Genomic DNA, 17162 nt, shown 5'->3' on the forward strand with positions numbered 1-17162 from the left:
ACGAATGAGGAGAACCCATATGCCCCGTCTTAAGTTCGCTCCTGCTGCAGCTGCCTCCTTGTTGTTGGCCTTGGCATCTGTAGGTGCTCAGGCGCAGGCGGTCTATCGCATTGTCGGTCCGGACGGCAAGGTGACCTTTTCGGACCGCCCCCCCGCCGAGGCTACTGCCCAGCCAGCGCGCAGCAGTGGCGCCCCGGCAAGCCCCGCGGCTGGCAACGGAGCGTTGCCCTACGAACTGCGGCAGATTGCCAACCGGTACCCGGTGACCATCTACACCGGCAGCGACTGCGCGCCCTGCGGCAGCTTGCGCAACTTGCTCACGTCACGCGGTGTGCCTTACACCGAACGCACTGTGGTCAGCAATGAGGACATCGCGGCACTGCAGCGCTTGAGCGGCAATTCCAGCCTGCCCTTTGGCACCATCGGGGGTCAACAGTTGGTGGGTTTTTCTGACGCCGAGTGGATCCAATACCTTGACGCGGCGGGCTACCCCAAACAATCTCAGTTGCCGAGCAACTATCGCCAGCCAGCGCCCGCACCTCTGGTCGCAGCCAAGCCGGTAGAAGCGGCACCAGCGGCCCCTCCAAAAGCTCCTGTACGGCCCACGCCGGCACCACCCGCAAACGATGGCCCCACGCCTAGCAATCCGGCAGGTATCCGGTTCTGACAGTGCCAGGTGGCCGCTACCTGCCGTGAGACCATTTGCTCACCCATAAAAAAGGGGCCTGTAAAGGCCCCTTTTGCATTGGCTTTGTATCGACAGGCGGCGAGCGTGAGAGCGCCCCCCATCCACCGCCCTAATCGTCAATAGGTGATCGTCTTCACCCCCTGCGCCGTGCCGAGCAAGCACACGGAAGCCTTCTGGTGGGCAAAAACCCCCACGGTCACCACGCCAGGCCATTGGTTGATCTCGGATTCAAACGCCAGCGGATCGGTGATGGACAGGCCCTTCACGTCCAGAATGTGCTGGCCGTTGTCGGTCACCAGCGGCTGTCCGTCCTTGAGGCGCAGGCTGGCCTGTCCACCCATGGACGCAAAACGGCGCGCAATGTGGTTGGCAGCCATCGGGATCACTTCCACTGGCAACGGAAACTGGCCCAGAGCCTTCACCAACTTGGATTCGTCTGCGATACACACAAAGCGTTCGGCCAGAGCTGCCACGATCTTCTCGCGGGTCAATGCAGCACCGCCGCCCTTGACCATGTGGCCCTGGCCGTCGATTTCGTCGGCGCCGTCGATATAGACGGACAGTGAAAACACTTCGTTGGCATCGAACACGGCAATGCCCAGTGCCTTCAGGCGCTCCGTGCTGGCTACGGAGCTGGACACCGCGCCCTTGATCTGGTCCTTCATGCCCGCCAGGGCATCAATGAACTTGTTCACGGTGGAGCCGGTGCCCACCCCCACAATCTCGCCAGGCACCACGTATTGCAGCGCGGCTTGGCCTACCAGGGTCTTGAGTTCGTCTTGGGTCAGGGGAGTGGTGGTCGTCATGGGAGAAAATCGGGGGTAATCCTGAATTATCCCTCCATGTCCCTCATCCCCTACGCCCTCACCCGCCCCTTTCTCTTCGGCATGGATGCCGAGGCCGCCCACGAACTCACCATGGACATGCTGGCGCGCGGGCAGCGCACGCCGCTGCAGTGGGCCTGGTGCAACGAAACGGTGAACGACCCTATTACCCTGGCGGGGCTGCAATTTCCCAACCGCGTGGGCATGGCGGCGGGGCTGGACAAGAATGCACGCTGCATCGACGCGCTGGGGGCCATGGGTTTCGGCTTTGTGGAAGTGGGCACCGTAACCCCCAAGGCGCAGCCAGGCAACCCCAAGCCACGCATGTTCCGTCTGCCCGAGGCCCGCGCCCTCATCAACCGCCTTGGCTTCAACAACGAAGGCCTGGAAGCCTTTTTGCGCAATGTGCAGCAGGCGCAGTTTCGCAAGCAGACCCGCCAGCAGCGCCCCATGCTGCTTGGCCTGAACATCGGCAAGAACGCCACCACGCCCATCGATAACGCCACCAGCGACTACCTGATCTGCCTGGAGGGTGTGTACCCCCATGCCGACTACGTCACGGTCAACATCAGCTCGCCCAACACCCAGAACCTGCGTGCGCTGCAAAACGACGCCGCTCTGGATGCCCTGCTAGGCGCCATCGCCGAGCGGCGTGAGGCCCTGGCCACCCAGCACCAGCGGCGCGTTCCGGTCTTTGTGAAGATTGCCCCCGACTTGGACGAAGCCCAGGTGGCCGTCATCGCTGCGACGCTGCAGCGCCACGGCATGGACGGCGTGATCGCCACCAACACCACCATCAGCCGCACCGCAGTGCAGGGCATGCGCCACGCGGAAGAGACGGGAGGGCTGAGCGGTGCCCCGGTGCTGGAAGCCAGCAACCAGGTCATCCGGCAACTGCGCGCCGCATTGGGCAGCGGCTTCCCCATCATTGGTGTGGGCGGCATCCTGAGCGCTGACGACGCCGTGAGCAAGATTCGCGCAGGCGCGGATGTCGTGCAGATCTACACGGGCCTGATCTACGAAGGCCCGGCGCTCGTTGCAAAAGCCGCCAAAGCCATCAAGGCGTTGCGCTGACCTGCAGGGCTGCGCGAAGCCCGCCTGACGAAAAAACGGAGCCGCTGGTGACAGGGCTCCGTTTTGCTTTTTCTAACGGGCAAGCCGCAGGTTACTGGCCTGCCCCGCAGCCATGTTCAGCGGCGCAGGCGCATCACCATCGGCAGCACAATACCCGCCCACCGAATCAGTCTACGCGGGCCAGCAACCAGTGCAACGCCTGCCATGGCGGCCACCGCCAGCGGATGCTCCCGCGCAAACCCGGCGGCGCGCAGTGCCAGCGAAGCGTCCTCACCGCCCGTGGGGCCTCCAGCCTGCTCCGCGAGCGCGCGGGCTTGGGCCCGGGCTACGCGGCGGGCACGCAGCCGCTCACGCTGCAGTTCGATACGGTCGAGCACGCGCTGCTGCTCCACGGTGGGGACAGTCCGCGCCACAGGCGCAGTCTGCAACGTAGTGGTGGGATGTGGGGTACTCACAAGCGCTCCTTGATGTCACGCCAATCCTGCGCGAGCTCTCGCCGCGTCAACGCAAAACCACTGCCCGCACGTTGGGCCACAGACACCAACGAGACCGTGGCAGCCGCCCAGCCAGCAGCCCACACGCCAGCCACCAGCCATGCCACCAGCGTGCGCTGTGGCGAGTCCCAAAAGTGCACCAACACGGCGAGCGACACCATGATGAGCGCCACCACCGTGAGCCCGGCCACCAGAATGGTGAGCACCAGCAATTGCTGAAGGCGCTGCTTAAGGTCCGCCCATTCGAGGCGGGCCAGGTCCATACGGTCTTCGGCGGCGATGGCGCCCTCGATGAGGTTGGCGCGCCAGCGGGCGGCCAAGCCCTCCAGCCCCAGCAGCGAGAGCCAATTCATGTCTTGTCGCCTTTGTGCCGTGCCGTCATATCGGATGAGGGATCAGCGGCAATCAACGGCGCGCCAGCAGGAAACCGACCAACGCGCCCACAGCCAGCGCCGCACCTGCCACACGCCACGGTTCGTCATGGGCATAACGGTCAGCCGCCAATGCCGCTTCCTTGGCCTGACGTGCTGCGTCCTGGGCGGCGCGAACGGCAGATTCACGCACGTTGTGCATGCCGTCGTCCAGGCGCTGGCGAAGCAACTTGATTTCGGGCACTGCGTCCAGATCCTTGTTGGCCAACAGCCCCCGCAGATCGGAAACCAGCTTTTCCAGTTCGCCCTGGGTGGTCGTGGTGTCAGAAGCAGTCATACAAGCCTTTCTGTGTAGTGCCAAAAGTGATGGGAAATCCCGCACGCCAACGTGGAGGACTGAAGTTCATCTTAGCCATCCGCGCAGAAACCCCTCGTAGGACGGGGACGCAAGAGGTTACTGATTGCAAATGGCTTGCCGCAGATCAAACCAGCGCAGCCACATGCTCCGCAATGGCGAGGGCACTTGTCAAGCCGGGCGACTCGATACCAAACAGGTTGACCAGCCCCGCCACCCCATGCACGGTGGGCCCTTGAATGACAAAATCTGCCGCCGGTGCATCCGGCCCGTGAATCTTGGGGCGCATGCCTGCATAGCCGGGGGCCAGAGCGCCATCCTGCAAACCAGGCCAGTATCTGCGCACTTCGGCATAAAAGGCATCGCCGCGCGCGGGGTCCACCTGCAGATCGTCAGGCGAATCCACCCACTGCACGTCCGGGCCAAACTTGGCTTGTCCGCCCAGGTCCAGCGTGAGGTGCACACCCAAACCAGCCGCCTCGGGCACCGGGTAAATCAGCCGGCTGAAAGGCGCCTTGCCCGTCAACGTGAAGTAGTTGCCCTTGGCGTAAAACGCCGTGGGCACATGCTGCGGGGCCAGACCGGCAAATCGCGCGGCCAGTGCGGGGGCATGCAGCCCAGCGGCGTTCACCACGGTGCGAGCGCGCAGACGCGTGCCATCCACCGCTTCCAAATCAATAGCATCAGAGCCAATAGAGGCTAGCGCTAGTGGCGAATTCAGCGCCACAACACCACCCGCATGCTCCAGATCGCCCTGCAGCGCCAGCATGAGCGCATGGCTATCGACGATGCCGGTGCTGGGCGAGTGCAAGGCACCGACGCAGGCCAGCGCGGGCTCCATCTCCAGGGCTTCTTCACGGCTCAGGCGTTGAAGGTCCAGCACTCCGTTGGCACGGGCGCGCGCCTGGATGCCTTCCAGGCTGTCCAACTGGGCGGCAGAGGTGGCCACCAACAACTTGCCGCAACGGCGGTGGGGCACGCCGCGCTCCGCGCAGTAGGCATAGAGCAATTCCTTGCCCCGCACGCACAGGCGGGCCTTGAGCGACCCTGCGGGGTAGTACAGCCCCGCGTGAATCACTTCACTATTACGCGAACTGGTGCCGGTGCCGATGGCGTCTGCCGCTTCCAGCACCATCACCTCCCTACCTTGCAGCGCCAGCGCACGGGCCACTGCCAGGCCAACCACGCCCGCGCCCACCACCACACAATCCACCGTATCGATCATCCGTGTGTCTCCATGCATCATCCCCTGCCGGGTGCTGGGTCAGGCCTGTTCAAAACCATCGAGCACGTTGACGGCATTGGTACCCAGCTCGGCCGCCGCATAACCGCCCTCCAGCACGAACACCGTGGGCAGACCGAGCCGCGCCAGCCGCTCGCCCAGGCGCGTGAAATCTGACGAAGCCAGTGCAAACCGCGAGATGGGATCGCCCTCGAAGGCATCCAGCCCCAGCGATATCACCAGCCCATCGGCGCGGTGCTCCGCGATGCGGGCGCAAGCCTTCTCCAACGCTTCGAACCAGGTCGCCGCGCTGGTGCCGGCGGGCAAAGGCAGATTGAGGTTGAAACCGCCGCCACCCCCCTCGCCCGTCTCATCGGCGTGGCCCAGGTAAAAGGGGTACTCCGTGCGCGGGTCGCCGTGGATGCTGATGAACAGCACATCACTGCGGTCGTAAAAGATGCTCTGCGTGCCGTTGCCATGGTGGTAGTCCACGTCCAGCACCGCCACACGCTGGGCGCCCTGGTTTCGTAGGGTCTGTGCGGCCACGGCGGCGTTGTTCAAAAAGCAATAGCCGCCCATGAAGTCCGGGCCCGCATGGTGTCCTGGCGGCCGTGTGCAGCAAAACGCGGCACGCGTGCCTTGCGCTACGCGAGCCGCTGCGCTGGCTGCCGCATCTGCCCCGGCCTTGGCTGCGGCCCAGGTGCCTGCCGCCATGGGGGTGCCGTTGTCCATCGAATACAGACCGAGGCGCGCTACGAAGTTGTTGGGCTCCACATCGCTGCGCAGCGTACGCACTGGCCACACCGACGGAAAGGGTTGTACCGCAGCGTTGGCGGGGTCCAGCGCCAGCCATTGTTGCCAGGCAGTTTGCAGAAAGGCCAGGTAGCGCGGTGCATGCACTTGTTCCAGCACGGCACTGCAGTCCACATCAGGAGCCGCCATGGTGTGGCCGCGTGCGCGCAGGGCTTCCTCCACATAGTCCACCCGTGCGGGCTTTTCAAAACACGGCACACGTTCGCCCCGGAAGAATTCGTGGACGGGCGCATGCCCCTGGTGCAAGGGATTGTGGAAGGTGATCATGGATGCTGCGTTGCAGGTACGAGGGACAAATGTAGCGCGCCAGCCCCCCGCAAAGCTCCATCACCGATCCCTACGACGGTTTTGCGGTCTGCAGGGCCTCTCGGACCGGAAAAGAAAAAATCCCTGCAGGCCAAGAACCTGCAGGGATTTTCAAATTGGTGGGTGATACATGGATCGAACATGTGACCCCTGCCGTGTGAAGGCAGTGCTCTACCGCTGAGCTAATCACCCGTCGCAAGCACCTTGGAGAAAGATACCGCTGCGAAAAGTCTGGCAGCAACTGGTGGGTGATACATGGATCGAACATGTGACCCCTGCCGTGTGAAGGCAGTGCTCTACCGCTGAGCTAATCACCCTTGTCGCTGCGACAGCCTTCTATTATGGCACAGCTTTTCAGGCCGATTGGAGAGTTCTCCAAATTGTTTTGCCACCGCTGGCCTTGTCGATCTGCGTGAGCACCTCGGCATGCGCCGCCTGCTCCTGCTCGCTCGCCCGCAGCACGGGCAGCGCAAGGCCACGCAAATCAATGGCAGCCACCTTCACTCCGTCAGCACTGTCGTGGCCATCATCGGCGATCAGCAAGGCATCCTGCCCGCGTGTGAGATTGATGTAGACGTCGGCCAGCAACTCTGCGTCGAGCAAGGCGCCGTGCAGCGTACGCCCCGAGTTGTCCACGCCCAGGCGGTCACACAGGGCGTCGAGCGAATTGCGCTTGCCCGGGTACATCTCCTTGGCCATGGCCAGCGTGTCGGTCACGCTCTGCACATAGGTGCCAAACGCCGGGCGCCCCACCAGCTCCAGCTCCTTGTTGAGGAAGCCCACGTCAAACGCTGCGTTGTGGATGATGATCTCGGCGCCCTGCAGGTACTGCAGGATGTCATCCACCACATCCGCAAACTTGGGCTTGTCTTTCAGAAACTCGTTGCTGATGCCGTGCACCTTCAGCGCGTCCTCGTGGCTGTCGCGGCCCGGGTTGAAGTACAGGTGCAGATTGTTGCCGGTCAGCTTGCGGTTGAGCAGCTCCACACAACCCAGTTCAATGATGCGGTCACCACCTTCGGCCGAAAGGCCGGTGGTCTCAGTGTCCAGAACAATTTGCCGGGACATCAGTGGTTTTCCTTGGCGTGGTTGATGGTGTACTTCGGAATTTCGACCACCAGATCGGTCTGCGCCAGGATGGCCTGGCACGACAGGCGTGACTGCGGCTCCAGGCCCCAGGCGCGGTCCAGCAGGTCTTCTTCCTCTTCTTCTGCCGCATTCAGCGAATTCAACCCCTGGCGCACGATGACGTGGCAGGTGGTGCACGCGCAGCTCATGTCGCAGGCGTGCTCGATGTTGATGTGATTGTCCAGCAGGGCTTCGCAGATCGAGGTGCCTGCAGGCGCCGTGATTTCGGTGCCTGCGGGGCAATATTCGGGATGGGGAAGGATCTTGATGACGGGCATGGGGTGTTTTCTTCTTGTCAGAGGGATGCGCAGGGGCACATCACAGGCTTGCGACGTTCTTACCGGCCAGGGCCTGCTGGATACCGCGGTTCATGCGCTGGGCTGCGAAAGCCTCGGTGCCCTTGGCCAGGGCTTCCGTGGCTGCTTCGATAGCCGCTGCATCGTCGCTGTCGCGCTGGTGGCGCAGGGCCACCATCAGTGCGTCGATGGCGGCCCGCTCCTTGGGGCTGAGCACGTCGCCATCCGCATCCAGTGCGCTTTGCGTGGCGATCAACATGCGGTCTGCGTCCACACGGGCCTCGACCACGGCACGGGCCTTCATGTCCTGCGCGGCCGTGGCAAAGCCGTCCTGCAGCATGCGCGCGATCTCGTCGTCCGTGAGGCCATACGATGGCTTCACATCAATGCGAGCCTCCACCCCACTGCCCTGCTCCTTGGCGGCCACGCTCAGCAGGCCATCGGCATCGACGGTGAAGGTCACACGGATGCGCGCAGCACCTGCCGCCATGGGGGGAATACCGCGCAACTCAAAGCGCGCCAGGCTGCGGCAGTCCTGCACCAAATCGCGCTCGCCCTGCACCACATGGATGGCCAAAGCAGTCTGTCCATCCTTGTAGGTGGTGAAGTCCTGCGCCTTGGCAGTGGGGATGGTCTCGTTGCGCGAGACGATGCGCTCCACCAAGCCGCCCATGGTCTCGATGCCCAGAGACAGCGGAATCACATCCAGCAGCAGCAGGTCACCTGCGGTGTTGTTACCTGCCAGCTGGTTGGCCTGGATGGCGGCTCCCAAGGCCACCACTTCGTCCGGGTTCAGATTGGTCAACGGTTCCTTGCCGAAGAACTCTGCCACGGCCCGTTGCACCTGCGGCATGCGGGTGGAGCCGCCCACCATGACCACGCCCTGCACCTCGTCGCGCGCCAGATGCGCATCGCGCAGGGCACGGCGCACAGCCGCCATGGAGCGGGCAGTCAGATCGGCGGTAACGGCATCAAAATCCGAACGTTTGACGTCAAACTGCACGGAAGCGCTAGATAAATCTGCCTTGAACACTACCAAATCAGTAGCAGTCAGCGCCTCTTTGCATTGGCGCGCCGCCATGCGCACGGCCGACTTGTCGGCAGGCGTGACCGCCTGTTGCCCCACCTGTTGCAGTACCCACTCTGCCAGCGCGGCGTCGTAGTCATCGCCCCCGAGGGCAGAGTCGCCGCCCGTGGCGATCACCTCGAACACCCCCTTCGTCAGGCGCAGGATGGAAATATCAAACGTACCCCCACCCAGGTCATACACGGCGTAGACGCCCTCGCTGGCGTTGTCCAGGCCATAGGCAATCGCTGCCGCCGTGGGCTCGTTGATGAGACGCAGCAGGTTGATGCCCGCGAGCTTGGCCGCATCCTTGGTAGCCTGGCGCTGGGCGTCGTCAAAGTACGCGGGCACGGTGATCACCGCGCCGTAGAGATCGTCGTTGAAGGTGTCTTCGGCCCGGTAGCGCAGCGTGGCGAGGATCTCGGCGCTGATCTCGACGGGTGACTTGTTGCCATCCACCGTAGCGAGACTGACCATGCCGCCCGCGCCGGCATCATTGGCGACCACAAAATCGTACGGCAACTTTCCTGCCTCTGCCACGTCTTTCAGGCCACGCCCCATGAAGCGTTTGGCCGAGGCGATGGTGTTGCGTGCATCCTGGGCTTGCGCCGCCACGGCGTCATAGCCGATCTGACGCCCGCCGTTGGCGAGGTAGCGCACCACCGAGGGCAGCAGCACCCGGCCCTGGGCATCGGGGAGGCATTCGGACACACCATTGCGCACCGCCGCGACCAAAGAATGGGTGGTGCCCAGGTCAATGCCCACTGCAATGCGCCGCTGGTGCGGGTCGGGGGATTGGCCAGGTTCGGAAATCTGCAGAAGCGCCATGAAATTTCGGATCTCTACGTGGTGGAGCCCGCCATCGCATCAACACGCGAGGGGGCCCTTTGGGAATGCAAAACCGCCCTATTGTCCCAGTTGCTCTCGGCGACGCTCAATGTCGTCAGCAAATCGCGCAATGAACATGAGGGCTCTGACCTGACGGGCTGCGCCTGCATAGTCCTGCTGCTGGTCGATGAGTTGCTCGCACTGCGCCAGCGCGGCACGGCGGGCTTGCGCCACCTCATCATCCAACGCGTCCAGCTCGCTGTCTGCGCGGGCATCTTCCAGCGCCTCGCGCCATTCCATTTGCTGCATCAGAAAGGCAGCGGGCATGGCGGTGTTGTCTTCGGCGCGGATGGGCGCACCGTGCAGTTCGCACAGGTAAGCAGCGCGGCGCATCGGGTCCTTCAGCCGCTGGTACGCCTCGTTGATGCGTACCGACCATTGCATGGCCACACGCTGTGCCGCAGCGCCCTGCGCGGCAAACTTGTCGGGGTGGGCCTCGCGCTGCAGTTCCTTCCAGCGCGTGTCGACGGCGCTGCGCTCCTGCGCAAAGCGGCGCGCGAGGCCAAACAGTTCGAAGTCGTCAGATTGCAGGTTCATGCAGAGGCGAGAAGGAAATCCAAGAAAAAACCGCCAGCACAGAGCGCGTTGGCGGTTTGGTGTGACATCAACGAAGGGGACTCAGACGCGGAAGCTCTCCCCGCAACCGCAGCGGTCCCGCTCGTTGGGGTTGTTGAACTTGAAACCTTCGTTCAGGCCTTCACGCACGAAGTCCAGCTCAGTGCCGTCAATGTAGGCCAGGCTCTTGGGGTCGATCAGCACCTTGACGCCGTGGTTCTCGAACACGATATCCTCAGGCTCGCTCTCGTCCACGTATTCGAGCTTGTAGGCAAGCCCTGAGCAGCCTGTCGTCTTGACTCCCAGGCGCACGCCCAACCCCTTGCCCCGACGGGTCAGGTAGCGGTTGACGTGCCGGGCGGCGGCTTCGGTCAGCGTAATGGCCATGTCTCTCGATCTATCTGTCAAACAATCAGGCGGCGGTGGTCGTGGCGGCGTGCTTGGTCTTGTAGTCCAGCACGGCAGCCTTGATCGCATCTTCGGCCAGGATGGAGCAGTGGATCTTGACGGGCGGCAAAGCCAGTTCTGCGGCGATCTCGCTGTTCTTGAGCGCTGCAGCTTCGTCCAGCGTCTTGCCCTTGACCCACTCGGTCACCAGCGACGACGAGGCAATGGCCGAGCCGCAGCCATAGGTCTTGAACCGGGCATCTTCGATCACGCCGGTTTCGGGGTTCACCTTGATCTGCAGCTTCATCACGTCGCCGCAGGCGGGCGCGCCCACCATGCCGGTGCCCACCGAATCGTCACCCTTGTCGAACGAACCCACGTTGCGGGGGTTTTCGTAATGGTCAACCACTTTGTCTGAGTAAGCCATGATGTGTACCTCTTCAATACGTCCAGAATTTGTGCGGAATCAGTGCGCAGCCCATTGGATGGTGCTGATGTCGATGCCGTCCTTGTACATCTCCCACAGCGGGCTCAACTCGCGCAGGCGGGCCACGTTCTCGCGGATGGTGGAGATGGCGTAGTCGATCTCTTCTTCGGTCGTGAAACGGCCAATGGTCATGCGCAGGCTGCTGTGCGCCAGCTCATCGCTGCGGCCCAAAGCGCGCAGCACATAGCTGGGCTCCAGGCTGGCGGAGGTGCAGGCCGAGCCCGACGACACCGCCAGGCCTTTGATGCCCATGATGAGCGATTCGCCTTCGACGAAGTTGAAGCTCATGTTCAGGTTCTGCGGCACACGGCGCTCCAGGCTGCCGTTGATGTAGACCTGTTCGATATCCTTGAGGCCGTCGAGCAGGCGCTGCTGCAAGGCCTTGGCCTTGGCATTGCTCTCTGCCATTTCTTCCTTGGCAATGCGGAAGGCCTCGCCCATGCCCACGATTTGGTGCGTGGGCAAGGTGCCCGAGCGCATGCCGCGCTCGTGACCGCCGCCGTGCATCTGGGCTTCCAGCCGCACGCGGGGCTTGCGGCGCACGTACAGCGCACCAATGCCCTTGGGGCCATAGGTCTTGTGGGCGGTCATGCTCATCAGGTCGATGGGAAGCACGTTCATGTCGATCTCGACACGGCCGGTGGCTTGGGCAGCATCCACATGCAGCAGGATTCCCTTTTCGCGGCACAGCGCGCCGATGGCAGGGATGTCCTGGATCACGCCGATTTCGTTGTTCACGAAGAGGATGCTGATCAGCACGGTGTCGGGGCGGATGGCCGCCTTGAGCGCGTCCATGTTGACCAAGCCGTCTTCCTGAACGTCCAGGTAAGTGGCTTCAAAGCCCTGGCGCTCCAGCTCGCGCATGGTGTCCAGCACGGCCTTGTGCTCGGTCTTGAGCGTGATTAGGTGCTTGCCCTTGCCTTTGTAGAAATGCGCGGCGCCCTTCAGGGCCAAGTTGATGGACTCGGTTGCACCACTGGTCCAGACGATTTCGCGGGGATCGGCACCGATCAGGTCTGCCACCTGCACACGCGCTTTTTCCACCGCCTCTTCGGCCTCCCAGCCCCAGGCGTGGCTGCGCGATGCCGGGTTGCCAAAGTGCTCACGCAACCAGGGAATCATGGCGTCCACCACGCGGGGGTCTACCGGGGTCGTGGCGCCATAGTCGAGGTAAATGGGAAAGTGCGGGGTCATGTCCATGGCTGGCTCAGTAAAAGGTTCTGGCTGGCAAACAGAAGAGGCAGAACAAACAAGAAAACGAATAAAACGCGGTCAGGGCAGTGCCGACCCCAGGGCCAGCACCACGCATCAGGGGTCAGGATTTAGCGAAGACGTTGCCAAGCGCAAACACCGAGTTCGGGGCATTCACGCGAATGGGTTTAACCACAGGGGTGGTGGAGATGGCACGGCGCACCACGGGCTTGTCTTCGATCTGCACGCCCTTGGCGAGCTGCTCGTCCACCAGCTTTTGCAGGGTGACGGAATCCAGGAATTCGACCATGCGCTGGTTCAGCGAAGCCCACAGCTCGTGCGTCATGCAACGACCGGCTTCACCCAGGCAGTTTTCCTTGCCACCGCATTGCGTGGCGTCGATGGGCTCATCTACCGACACGATGATGTCTGCCACAGTGATGTCACCTGCCTTGCGGGCCAGCGTGTAACCGCCGCCGGGGCCACGGGTGGATTCCACCAGCTCATGGCGGCGCAGCTTGCCAAAGAGTTGCTCCAGGTACGACAGCGAAATCTGCTGGCGCTGGCTGATGGCAGCCAGCGTGACGGGGCCGTTGTTCTGGCGCAGAGCCAGATCAATCATGGCGGTGACCGCAAAACGGCCTTTGGTTGTGAGACGCATCGCAAGCTCCTTGTGCTAAGGCTTGTTCGTTGAAGAAACCGCCAGCGCTGACTGTTTGCCAGCGTGGCACCGTCTCCGCCCCTTACTCCGCACAGTCCACTGCCGCGGAGCCCTTCATCGTTGGGCTGTTTTGTTGAGTGTTTTGTGCGAGTATAGCACAAATCCCTATTGATTCTGTCGGGTTAAAAAACCAAATAGTTATTAATCGACTCAATAGTAATTTCTCATCACACACGCAGCCGCAATCCTTTTCTACAAGGCTACGGAATCGCTGCCATGGGCTCCAAACGCCTGGTCCTTGAGCCGCGTCAGCTGGTCGCGCACGCGGGCGGCCTGCTCGAACTCCAGGTTGCGCGCGTGTTCCAGCATGAGCTTTTCCAGGCGCTTGATCTCGCGCGCCACGTCCTTCTCGGACATGTCCTCCACCTGCGCACGCTGCAGGGCTTCTTGCTCCAGGCGTTCAGCGTCCTTGCCCGCTTTTTCGCTGTACACCCCGTCAATCAGGTCTCTTACCCGCTTGACAATGCTGCGCGGCGTGATCCCATTGGCCTCGTTGTATGCGATCTGCTTGATGCGCCGGCGTTCCGTTTCGCCCATGGCTTTTTTCATGGAGTCGGTGATGCGGTCGGCGTACAGGATGGCATGGCCGTTCAGGTTCCGTGCAGCACGGCCAATGGTCTGGATCAGGCTGCGCTCTGCGCGCAAGAAGCCTTCCTTGTCGGCATCCAAGATCGCCACCAGCGACACCTCGGGGATGTCCAGTCCTTCACGCAGCAGGTTGATGCCCACCAGCACGTCAAACGCGCCCAGCCGCAGGTCCCGGATGATCTCCACACGTTCCACGGTGTCCACATCGCTGTGCAGGTAGCGCACCTTCACACCGTTGTCCGTGAGGTAGTCGGTCAACTGTTCGGCCATGCGCTTGGTCAGCGTGGTAATGAGTACGCGCTCGTGCTTTTCAACCCGAATGCGTATTTCTTGAAGCACATCATCCACTTGATGGGTGGCGGGTCGCACCTCCACCACCGGGTCCACCAGGCCCGTGGGGCGCACCACCTGGTCCACCACCTGGCCTGAGTGGGTATTTTCGTAGTCGGCGGGTGTGGCCGAGACAAAGATCACCTGCCGCATGCGCTGCTCAAACTCTTCGAACTTGAGCGGCCGGTTGTCCAGTGCCGACGGTAGCCGAAAGCCGTACTCCACCAGCGTGGTCTTGCGCGCTCGGTCGCCGTTGTACATGGCGCTGAGCTGGCCGATCATCTGGTGGCTTTCGTCCAAGAACATGAGCGCGTCCTTGGGCATGTAGTCGGTCAGGGTGCTGGGCGGATCGCCTGGCGCGGCACCCGACAGGTGGCGCGTGTAGTTCTCGATGCCCTTGCAGTGACCCACCTCGCTGAGCATCTCCAGATCAAACCGCGTGCGCTGCTCCAGCCGCTGCGCCTCCACCAGCTTGCCGTCGGCCACCAGCTGCTGCAGGCGCTCGGCCAGTTCCAGCTTGATGGTCTCGACGGCGGCCAGCACCTTGTCGCGCGGCGTCACGTAGTGGCTGCTGGGGTACACCGTAAAGCGCGGAATCTTCTGCTTGACGCGGCCGGTGAGCGGGTCGAACAACTGCAGGCTCTCGATCTCGTCGTCAAACAGCTCGATGCGAATCGCCAGCTCGGAGTGTTCGGCCGGGAACACATCGATGGTGTCGCCGCGCACACGGAACTTGCCCCGGCTGAAATCCGCCTCGTTGCGCTGGTACTGCATGCGGATCAGCTGGGCAATCACATCGCGCTGCCCCACCTTGTCCCCCACCCGCAGCGTCATCACCATGCGGTGGTAGCTCTCGGGCTCGCCAATGCCGTAGATGGCCGACACGGTGGCCACGATCACCACATCGCGCCGCTCCATCAGACTCTTGGTGCACGAAAGCCGCATCTGCTCGATGTGCTCGTTGATCGCGCTGTCCTTCTCGATGAACAGGTCGCGCTGCGGCACATAGGCCTCGGGCTGGTAGTAGTCGTAGTAGCTCACGAAATACTCCACGGCGTTCTTGGGGAAGAACTCGCGGAACTCGCTATACAGCTGCGCGGCCAGCGTCTTGTTGGGCGCAAAGATGATGGCCGGGCGGCCCATGCGCGCGATCACGTTGGCCATGGTGAAGGTCTTGCCCGAGCCCGTCACACCCAGCAAGGTCTGGAAGGTTTCGCCGTCATGCAGACCCTCCACCAGCTTGGCAATGGCCTCGGGCTGGTCGCCTGCGGGGGGATAGGGCTGGAACAGTTCGAAGGGGGAATCAGGGAAGCGGACGAACTCGCCGTCTTGCTTTTCAGTTATGACTTCGGTGATATCTGGCATGGGGCGTGGTCAACGGGTGGAGCAGGCCGCCCGTTAAAATCGGCGGAACCCGGCACAGTACACCACGCCCGGATTCTTCGCTACTGACAACCTTTCAAGGATTTTCATGTCTCTGTTCACCGCCGTCGAAATGGCCCCCCGCGACCCCATCCTGGGCCTCAACGAGCAATTCAACGCCGACACCAACCCCAACAAGGTCAACCTGGGCGTTGGCGTTTATTTCGACGACAACGGCAAGCTGCCCCTGCTGCAGTGCGTGCAGGCCGCTGAAAAGACCATGATGGAAAAGCCTACGGCCCGTGGCTACCTGCCCATCGACGGCATCGTGGCCTATGACAACGCCGTCAAGAGCCTGGTGTTCGGCGCCGACAGCGAACCCGTGAAGTCCGGCCGCGTGGCCACCGTGCAGGCCATCGGCGGTACCGGCGGCCTGAAGATCGGTGCTGACTTCTTGAAGAAGGTCAGCCCCAACGCCAAGGTATTGATCTCCGACCCCAGCTGGGAAAACCACCGCGCGCTGTTCACCAACGCCGGTTTTGAAGTGGACACGTACGCGTACTACGACGCCGAAAAGCGCGGCGTGAACTTCGAAGGTTTCCTGGCCAGCCTGAACGCTGCCGCTCCCGGCACCATCGTCGTTCTGCACGCCTGCTGCCACAATCCCACCGGCTATGACATCACCCCCGAGCAGTGGGACCAGGTCATTGCTGCTGTCAAGGCCAAGGGCCTGACACCTTTCCTGGACATGGCCTACCAGGGCTTCGGCCACGGCATCGCCGAAGACGGCGCCGTCATTCAGAAGTTCGTCGCCGCTGGCCTGAACTTCTTTGTGTCCACCTCGTTCTCCAAGAGCTTCAGCCTGTACGGCGAGCGCGTGGGCGGCCTGTCGGTGCTGTGCACGGACAAGGAAGAAGCCAGCCGCGTGCTGTCCCAGCTCAAGATCGTCATCCGCACCAACTACTCCAACCCGCCCACCCACGGCGGTGCGGTGGTCGCTGCCGTGCTGAATAACCCCGAGCTGCGCGCGATGTGGGAAAAGGAACTGGCCGAAATGCGCGTGCGCATCAAGGCTATGCGCCAGAAGCTGGTCGATGGCCTGAAGGCCGCTGGTGTGAAGCAGGACATGAGCTTCATCACCACCCAGATCGGCATGTTCAGCTACTCCGGCCTGTCCAAGGACCAGATGGTGCGCCTGCGCAATGAGTTCGGCGTGTACGGCACCGACACCGGCCGCATGTGCGTCGCCGCCCTGAACAGCAAGAACATCGACTACGTCTGCCAAGCGATCGCCAAGGTTGTCTGAGCACAATGAGCAGGCGGCGCTCACGCGCCGCTTTGTGAGCGAAGCGCTCCAGAACCCGCACAACGCGGCCCTTCTGGAGCGTTTGCCGTTTCTGGGCTTGCCCGATGCGTGGCTGGTGGCGGGCTGCTTGTTCCCGACGGTGTGGAACCTGCGCTCTGGTCTGGCGCCCACGGCGCACATCAAGGACTACGACCTGTTTTACTTCGATGCATCGGATCTGTCCGAAGCAGCAGAACAGGCCGTTCAGGACCGCGCCGCCGCCCTCTTCGCCGACCTGCCGATCACCGTCGAAGCCAAGAACCAGGCCCGGGTGCACCTTTGGTACGAGCGCTGGTTTGGCTATCCGTATGCACCGCTGCAATCCGCCCGCAACGGGATCGAGCGTTTTCTGGTGCCCTGCACCTGCGTGGGTCTGCAACCTTCCAACGCCCCCAGCATTGCTCAACCCACGCTGTACGCGCCGTACGGGCTGGAAGAGCTGTACGCCGGGCTGCTCAAACCCAACCCAGCCTGCCCGCACCTGCCGTTGTTTGAGGCCAAGGCACAAAGCTACCGAGAGCGCTGGCCGTGGCTGACGATCCAGGCCGCAGGTCACGTGGCGGCCTGAAGGCCGTTTCACAATGACGACGCGGCGATTTCAAGCGTTTTTGGCCTCAAGCGCTAGAAATACATGCGCTGACAGCTATCAAAAGAGAAGCAATCAACCTCAG

Annotated in this window: 19 protein-coding genes and 2 tRNA genes; 4 read left to right on the forward strand and 17 right to left on the reverse strand. The window is 62.7% G+C overall.

Annotated elements, in window-relative coordinates; genetic code table 11:
- The first annotated feature begins 19 nt into the window (after positions 1–19).
- Complete coding sequence (locus ACOYR4_RS11925) at positions 20–667, forward strand: DUF4124 domain-containing protein (protein ID WP_422846753.1); 648 nt, start codon at positions 20–22, stop codon at positions 665–667.
- A 137-nt stretch (positions 668–804) separates the two neighbouring features.
- Here ACOYR4_RS11925 and rpiA read toward each other — a convergent pair whose 3' ends face one another.
- Complete coding sequence (rpiA, locus tag ACOYR4_RS11930; RefSeq protein ID WP_422846754.1) at positions 805–1494, reverse strand: ribose-5-phosphate isomerase RpiA; 690 nt, start codon at positions 1492–1494, stop codon at positions 805–807.
- A gap of 36 nt (positions 1495–1530) precedes the next feature.
- Here rpiA and ACOYR4_RS11935 point away from each other — a divergent pair, with 36 nt between their 5' ends.
- Entirely contained in the window at positions 1531–2586 is a 1056-nt protein-coding gene (locus tag ACOYR4_RS11935) for a quinone-dependent dihydroorotate dehydrogenase (protein ID WP_422846755.1), read from the forward strand.
- A gap of 116 nt (positions 2587–2702) precedes the next feature.
- Here ACOYR4_RS11935 and ACOYR4_RS11940 read toward each other — a convergent pair whose 3' ends face one another.
- The 16 genes from ACOYR4_RS11940 to uvrB form a co-directional block, all read right to left on the reverse strand.
- Entirely contained in the window at positions 2703–3041 is a 339-nt protein-coding gene (locus ACOYR4_RS11940; protein ID WP_422846756.1) for a hypothetical protein, read from the reverse strand.
- On the reverse strand, positions 3038–3433 hold the full coding sequence (locus tag ACOYR4_RS11945; RefSeq protein WP_015013990.1) for a phage holin family protein: 396 nt from the start codon (positions 3431–3433) through the stop codon (positions 3038–3040). The genes ACOYR4_RS11940 and ACOYR4_RS11945 overlap by 4 nt, the downstream gene beginning before the upstream one ends.
- A gap of 52 nt (positions 3434–3485) precedes the next feature.
- On the reverse strand, positions 3486–3788 hold the full coding sequence (locus ACOYR4_RS11950; protein WP_008904788.1) for a DUF883 family protein: 303 nt from the start codon (positions 3786–3788) through the stop codon (positions 3486–3488).
- 145 nt (positions 3789–3933) lie between these two features.
- Positions 3934–5031 (reverse strand): NAD(P)/FAD-dependent oxidoreductase, encoded by a 1098-nt coding sequence (locus ACOYR4_RS11955; RefSeq protein ID WP_422846757.1) that lies wholly within the window; start codon positions 5029–5031, stop codon positions 3934–3936.
- 39 nt (positions 5032–5070) lie between these two features.
- Positions 5071–6108 carry a histone deacetylase family protein gene (locus ACOYR4_RS11960; RefSeq protein WP_422846758.1) on the reverse strand — a complete coding sequence of 346 codons (1038 nt, stop codon included), beginning with the start codon at positions 6106–6108 and terminating at the stop codon, positions 5071–5073.
- A 156-nt stretch (positions 6109–6264) separates the two neighbouring features.
- Positions 6265–6339 (reverse strand) — tRNA-Val (locus tag ACOYR4_RS11965).
- A 50-nt stretch (positions 6340–6389) separates the two neighbouring features.
- Positions 6390–6464 (reverse strand) — tRNA-Val (locus ACOYR4_RS11970).
- A 37-nt stretch (positions 6465–6501) separates the two neighbouring features.
- Positions 6502–7215, reverse strand: a complete 714-nt coding sequence (gene dnaQ / locus ACOYR4_RS11975) for a DNA polymerase III subunit epsilon (RefSeq protein WP_056063030.1) — start codon at positions 7213–7215, stop codon at positions 6502–6504.
- Entirely contained in the window at positions 7215–7553 is a 339-nt protein-coding gene (fdx, locus tag ACOYR4_RS11980) for an ISC system 2Fe-2S type ferredoxin (protein WP_015013986.1), read from the reverse strand. The genes dnaQ and fdx overlap by 1 nt, the downstream gene beginning before the upstream one ends.
- Before the next feature lie 40 nt (positions 7554–7593).
- Positions 7594–9465, reverse strand: coding sequence for a Fe-S protein assembly chaperone HscA (gene hscA / locus ACOYR4_RS11985; protein WP_060984593.1), 1872 nt, complete (start codon positions 9463–9465; stop codon positions 7594–7596).
- Between the two features lie 78 nt (positions 9466–9543).
- Positions 9544–10062 carry a Fe-S protein assembly co-chaperone HscB gene (gene hscB / locus ACOYR4_RS11990; protein ID WP_422846759.1) on the reverse strand — a complete coding sequence of 173 codons (519 nt, stop codon included), beginning with the start codon at positions 10060–10062 and terminating at the stop codon, positions 9544–9546.
- Positions 10063–10143: 81 nt separating this feature from the next.
- Positions 10144–10467: an iron-sulfur cluster assembly protein IscA gene (gene iscA / locus ACOYR4_RS11995; protein WP_015013983.1), complete on the reverse strand. Its 324-nt coding sequence runs from the start codon at positions 10465–10467 to the stop codon at positions 10144–10146.
- 25 nt (positions 10468–10492) lie between these two features.
- Complete coding sequence (gene iscU / locus ACOYR4_RS12000) at positions 10493–10894, reverse strand: Fe-S cluster assembly scaffold IscU (RefSeq protein WP_422846760.1); 402 nt, start codon at positions 10892–10894, stop codon at positions 10493–10495.
- A 39-nt stretch (positions 10895–10933) separates the two neighbouring features.
- The gene (locus tag ACOYR4_RS12005) at positions 10934–12154 is read right to left on the reverse strand and encodes an IscS subfamily cysteine desulfurase (RefSeq protein ID WP_056063047.1); all 1221 of its coding nucleotides are present in this window, start codon (positions 12152–12154) and stop codon (positions 10934–10936) included.
- Between the two features lie 115 nt (positions 12155–12269).
- On the reverse strand, positions 12270–12806 hold the full coding sequence (gene iscR / locus ACOYR4_RS12010) for a Fe-S cluster assembly transcriptional regulator IscR (RefSeq protein WP_015013980.1): 537 nt from the start codon (positions 12804–12806) through the stop codon (positions 12270–12272).
- Positions 12807–13058: 252 nt separating this feature from the next.
- A complete protein-coding gene (gene uvrB, locus ACOYR4_RS12015) occupies positions 13059–15149 on the reverse strand; it encodes an excinuclease ABC subunit UvrB (RefSeq protein WP_422846761.1) in 2091 nt (696 codons plus the stop codon).
- Between the two features lie 106 nt (positions 15150–15255).
- Between uvrB and ACOYR4_RS12020 the strand changes: the two genes are divergently transcribed.
- Together ACOYR4_RS12020 and ACOYR4_RS12025 are read left to right on the forward strand one after the other, a co-directional pair.
- Positions 15256–16452, forward strand: a complete 1197-nt coding sequence (locus tag ACOYR4_RS12020) for an amino acid aminotransferase (RefSeq protein ID WP_015013978.1) — start codon at positions 15256–15258, stop codon at positions 16450–16452.
- Complete coding sequence (locus ACOYR4_RS12025; RefSeq protein ID WP_422846762.1) at positions 16445–17059, forward strand: nucleotidyltransferase family protein; 615 nt, start codon at positions 16445–16447, stop codon at positions 17057–17059. Before ACOYR4_RS12020 ends, ACOYR4_RS12025 begins: the two co-directional genes overlap by 8 nt.
- Positions 17060–17162 lie beyond the last annotated feature (103 nt).

The sequence above is a fragment of the Acidovorax sp. M14 genome (assembly GCF_049331375.1).
GTDB lineage: Bacteria > Pseudomonadota > Gammaproteobacteria > Burkholderiales > Burkholderiaceae_C > Acidovorax.

Coding starts and splice junctions, on each gene's coding strand:
- ACOYR4_RS11955 (WP_422846757.1), bottom strand. CDS start 5,031: ATGATCGATACGGTGGATTGTGTGGTGGTGGGCGCGGGCGTGGTTGGC.
- dnaQ (WP_056063030.1), bottom strand. CDS start 7,215: ATGTCCCGGCAAATTGTTCTGGACACTGAGACCACCGGCCTTTCGGCC.
- fdx (WP_015013986.1), bottom strand. CDS start 7,553: ATGCCCGTCATCAAGATCCTTCCCCATCCCGAATATTGCCCCGCAGGC.
- ACOYR4_RS11945 (WP_015013990.1), bottom strand. CDS start 3,433: ATGAATTGGCTCTCGCTGCTGGGGCTGGAGGGCTTGGCCGCCCGCTGG.
- ACOYR4_RS11950 (WP_008904788.1), bottom strand. CDS start 3,788: ATGACTGCTTCTGACACCACGACCACCCAGGGCGAACTGGAAAAGCTG.
- ACOYR4_RS12020 (WP_015013978.1), top strand. CDS start 15,256: ATGTCTCTGTTCACCGCCGTCGAAATGGCCCCCCGCGACCCCATCCTG.
- iscR (WP_015013980.1), bottom strand. CDS start 12,806: ATGCGTCTCACAACCAAAGGCCGTTTTGCGGTCACCGCCATGATTGAT.
- hscB (WP_422846759.1), bottom strand. CDS start 10,062: ATGAACCTGCAATCTGACGACTTCGAACTGTTTGGCCTCGCGCGCCGC.
- iscA (WP_015013983.1), bottom strand. CDS start 10,467: ATGGCCATTACGCTGACCGAAGCCGCCGCCCGGCACGTCAACCGCTAC.
- ACOYR4_RS11960 (WP_422846758.1), bottom strand. CDS start 6,108: ATGATCACCTTCCACAATCCCTTGCACCAGGGGCATGCGCCCGTCCAC.
- hscA (WP_060984593.1), bottom strand. CDS start 9,465: ATGGCGCTTCTGCAGATTTCCGAACCTGGCCAATCCCCCGACCCGCAC.
- ACOYR4_RS12005 (WP_056063047.1), bottom strand. CDS start 12,154: ATGGACATGACCCCGCACTTTCCCATTTACCTCGACTATGGCGCCACG.
- iscU (WP_422846760.1), bottom strand. CDS start 10,894: ATGGCTTACTCAGACAAAGTGGTTGACCATTACGAAAACCCCCGCAAC.
- rpiA (WP_422846754.1), bottom strand. CDS start 1,494: ATGACGACCACCACTCCCCTGACCCAAGACGAACTCAAGACCCTGGTA.
- uvrB (WP_422846761.1), bottom strand. CDS start 15,149: ATGCCAGATATCACCGAAGTCATAACTGAAAAGCAAGACGGCGAGTTC.
- ACOYR4_RS11925 (WP_422846753.1), top strand. CDS start 20: ATGCCCCGTCTTAAGTTCGCTCCTGCTGCAGCTGCCTCCTTGTTGTTG.
- ACOYR4_RS11935 (WP_422846755.1), top strand. CDS start 1,531: ATGTCCCTCATCCCCTACGCCCTCACCCGCCCCTTTCTCTTCGGCATG.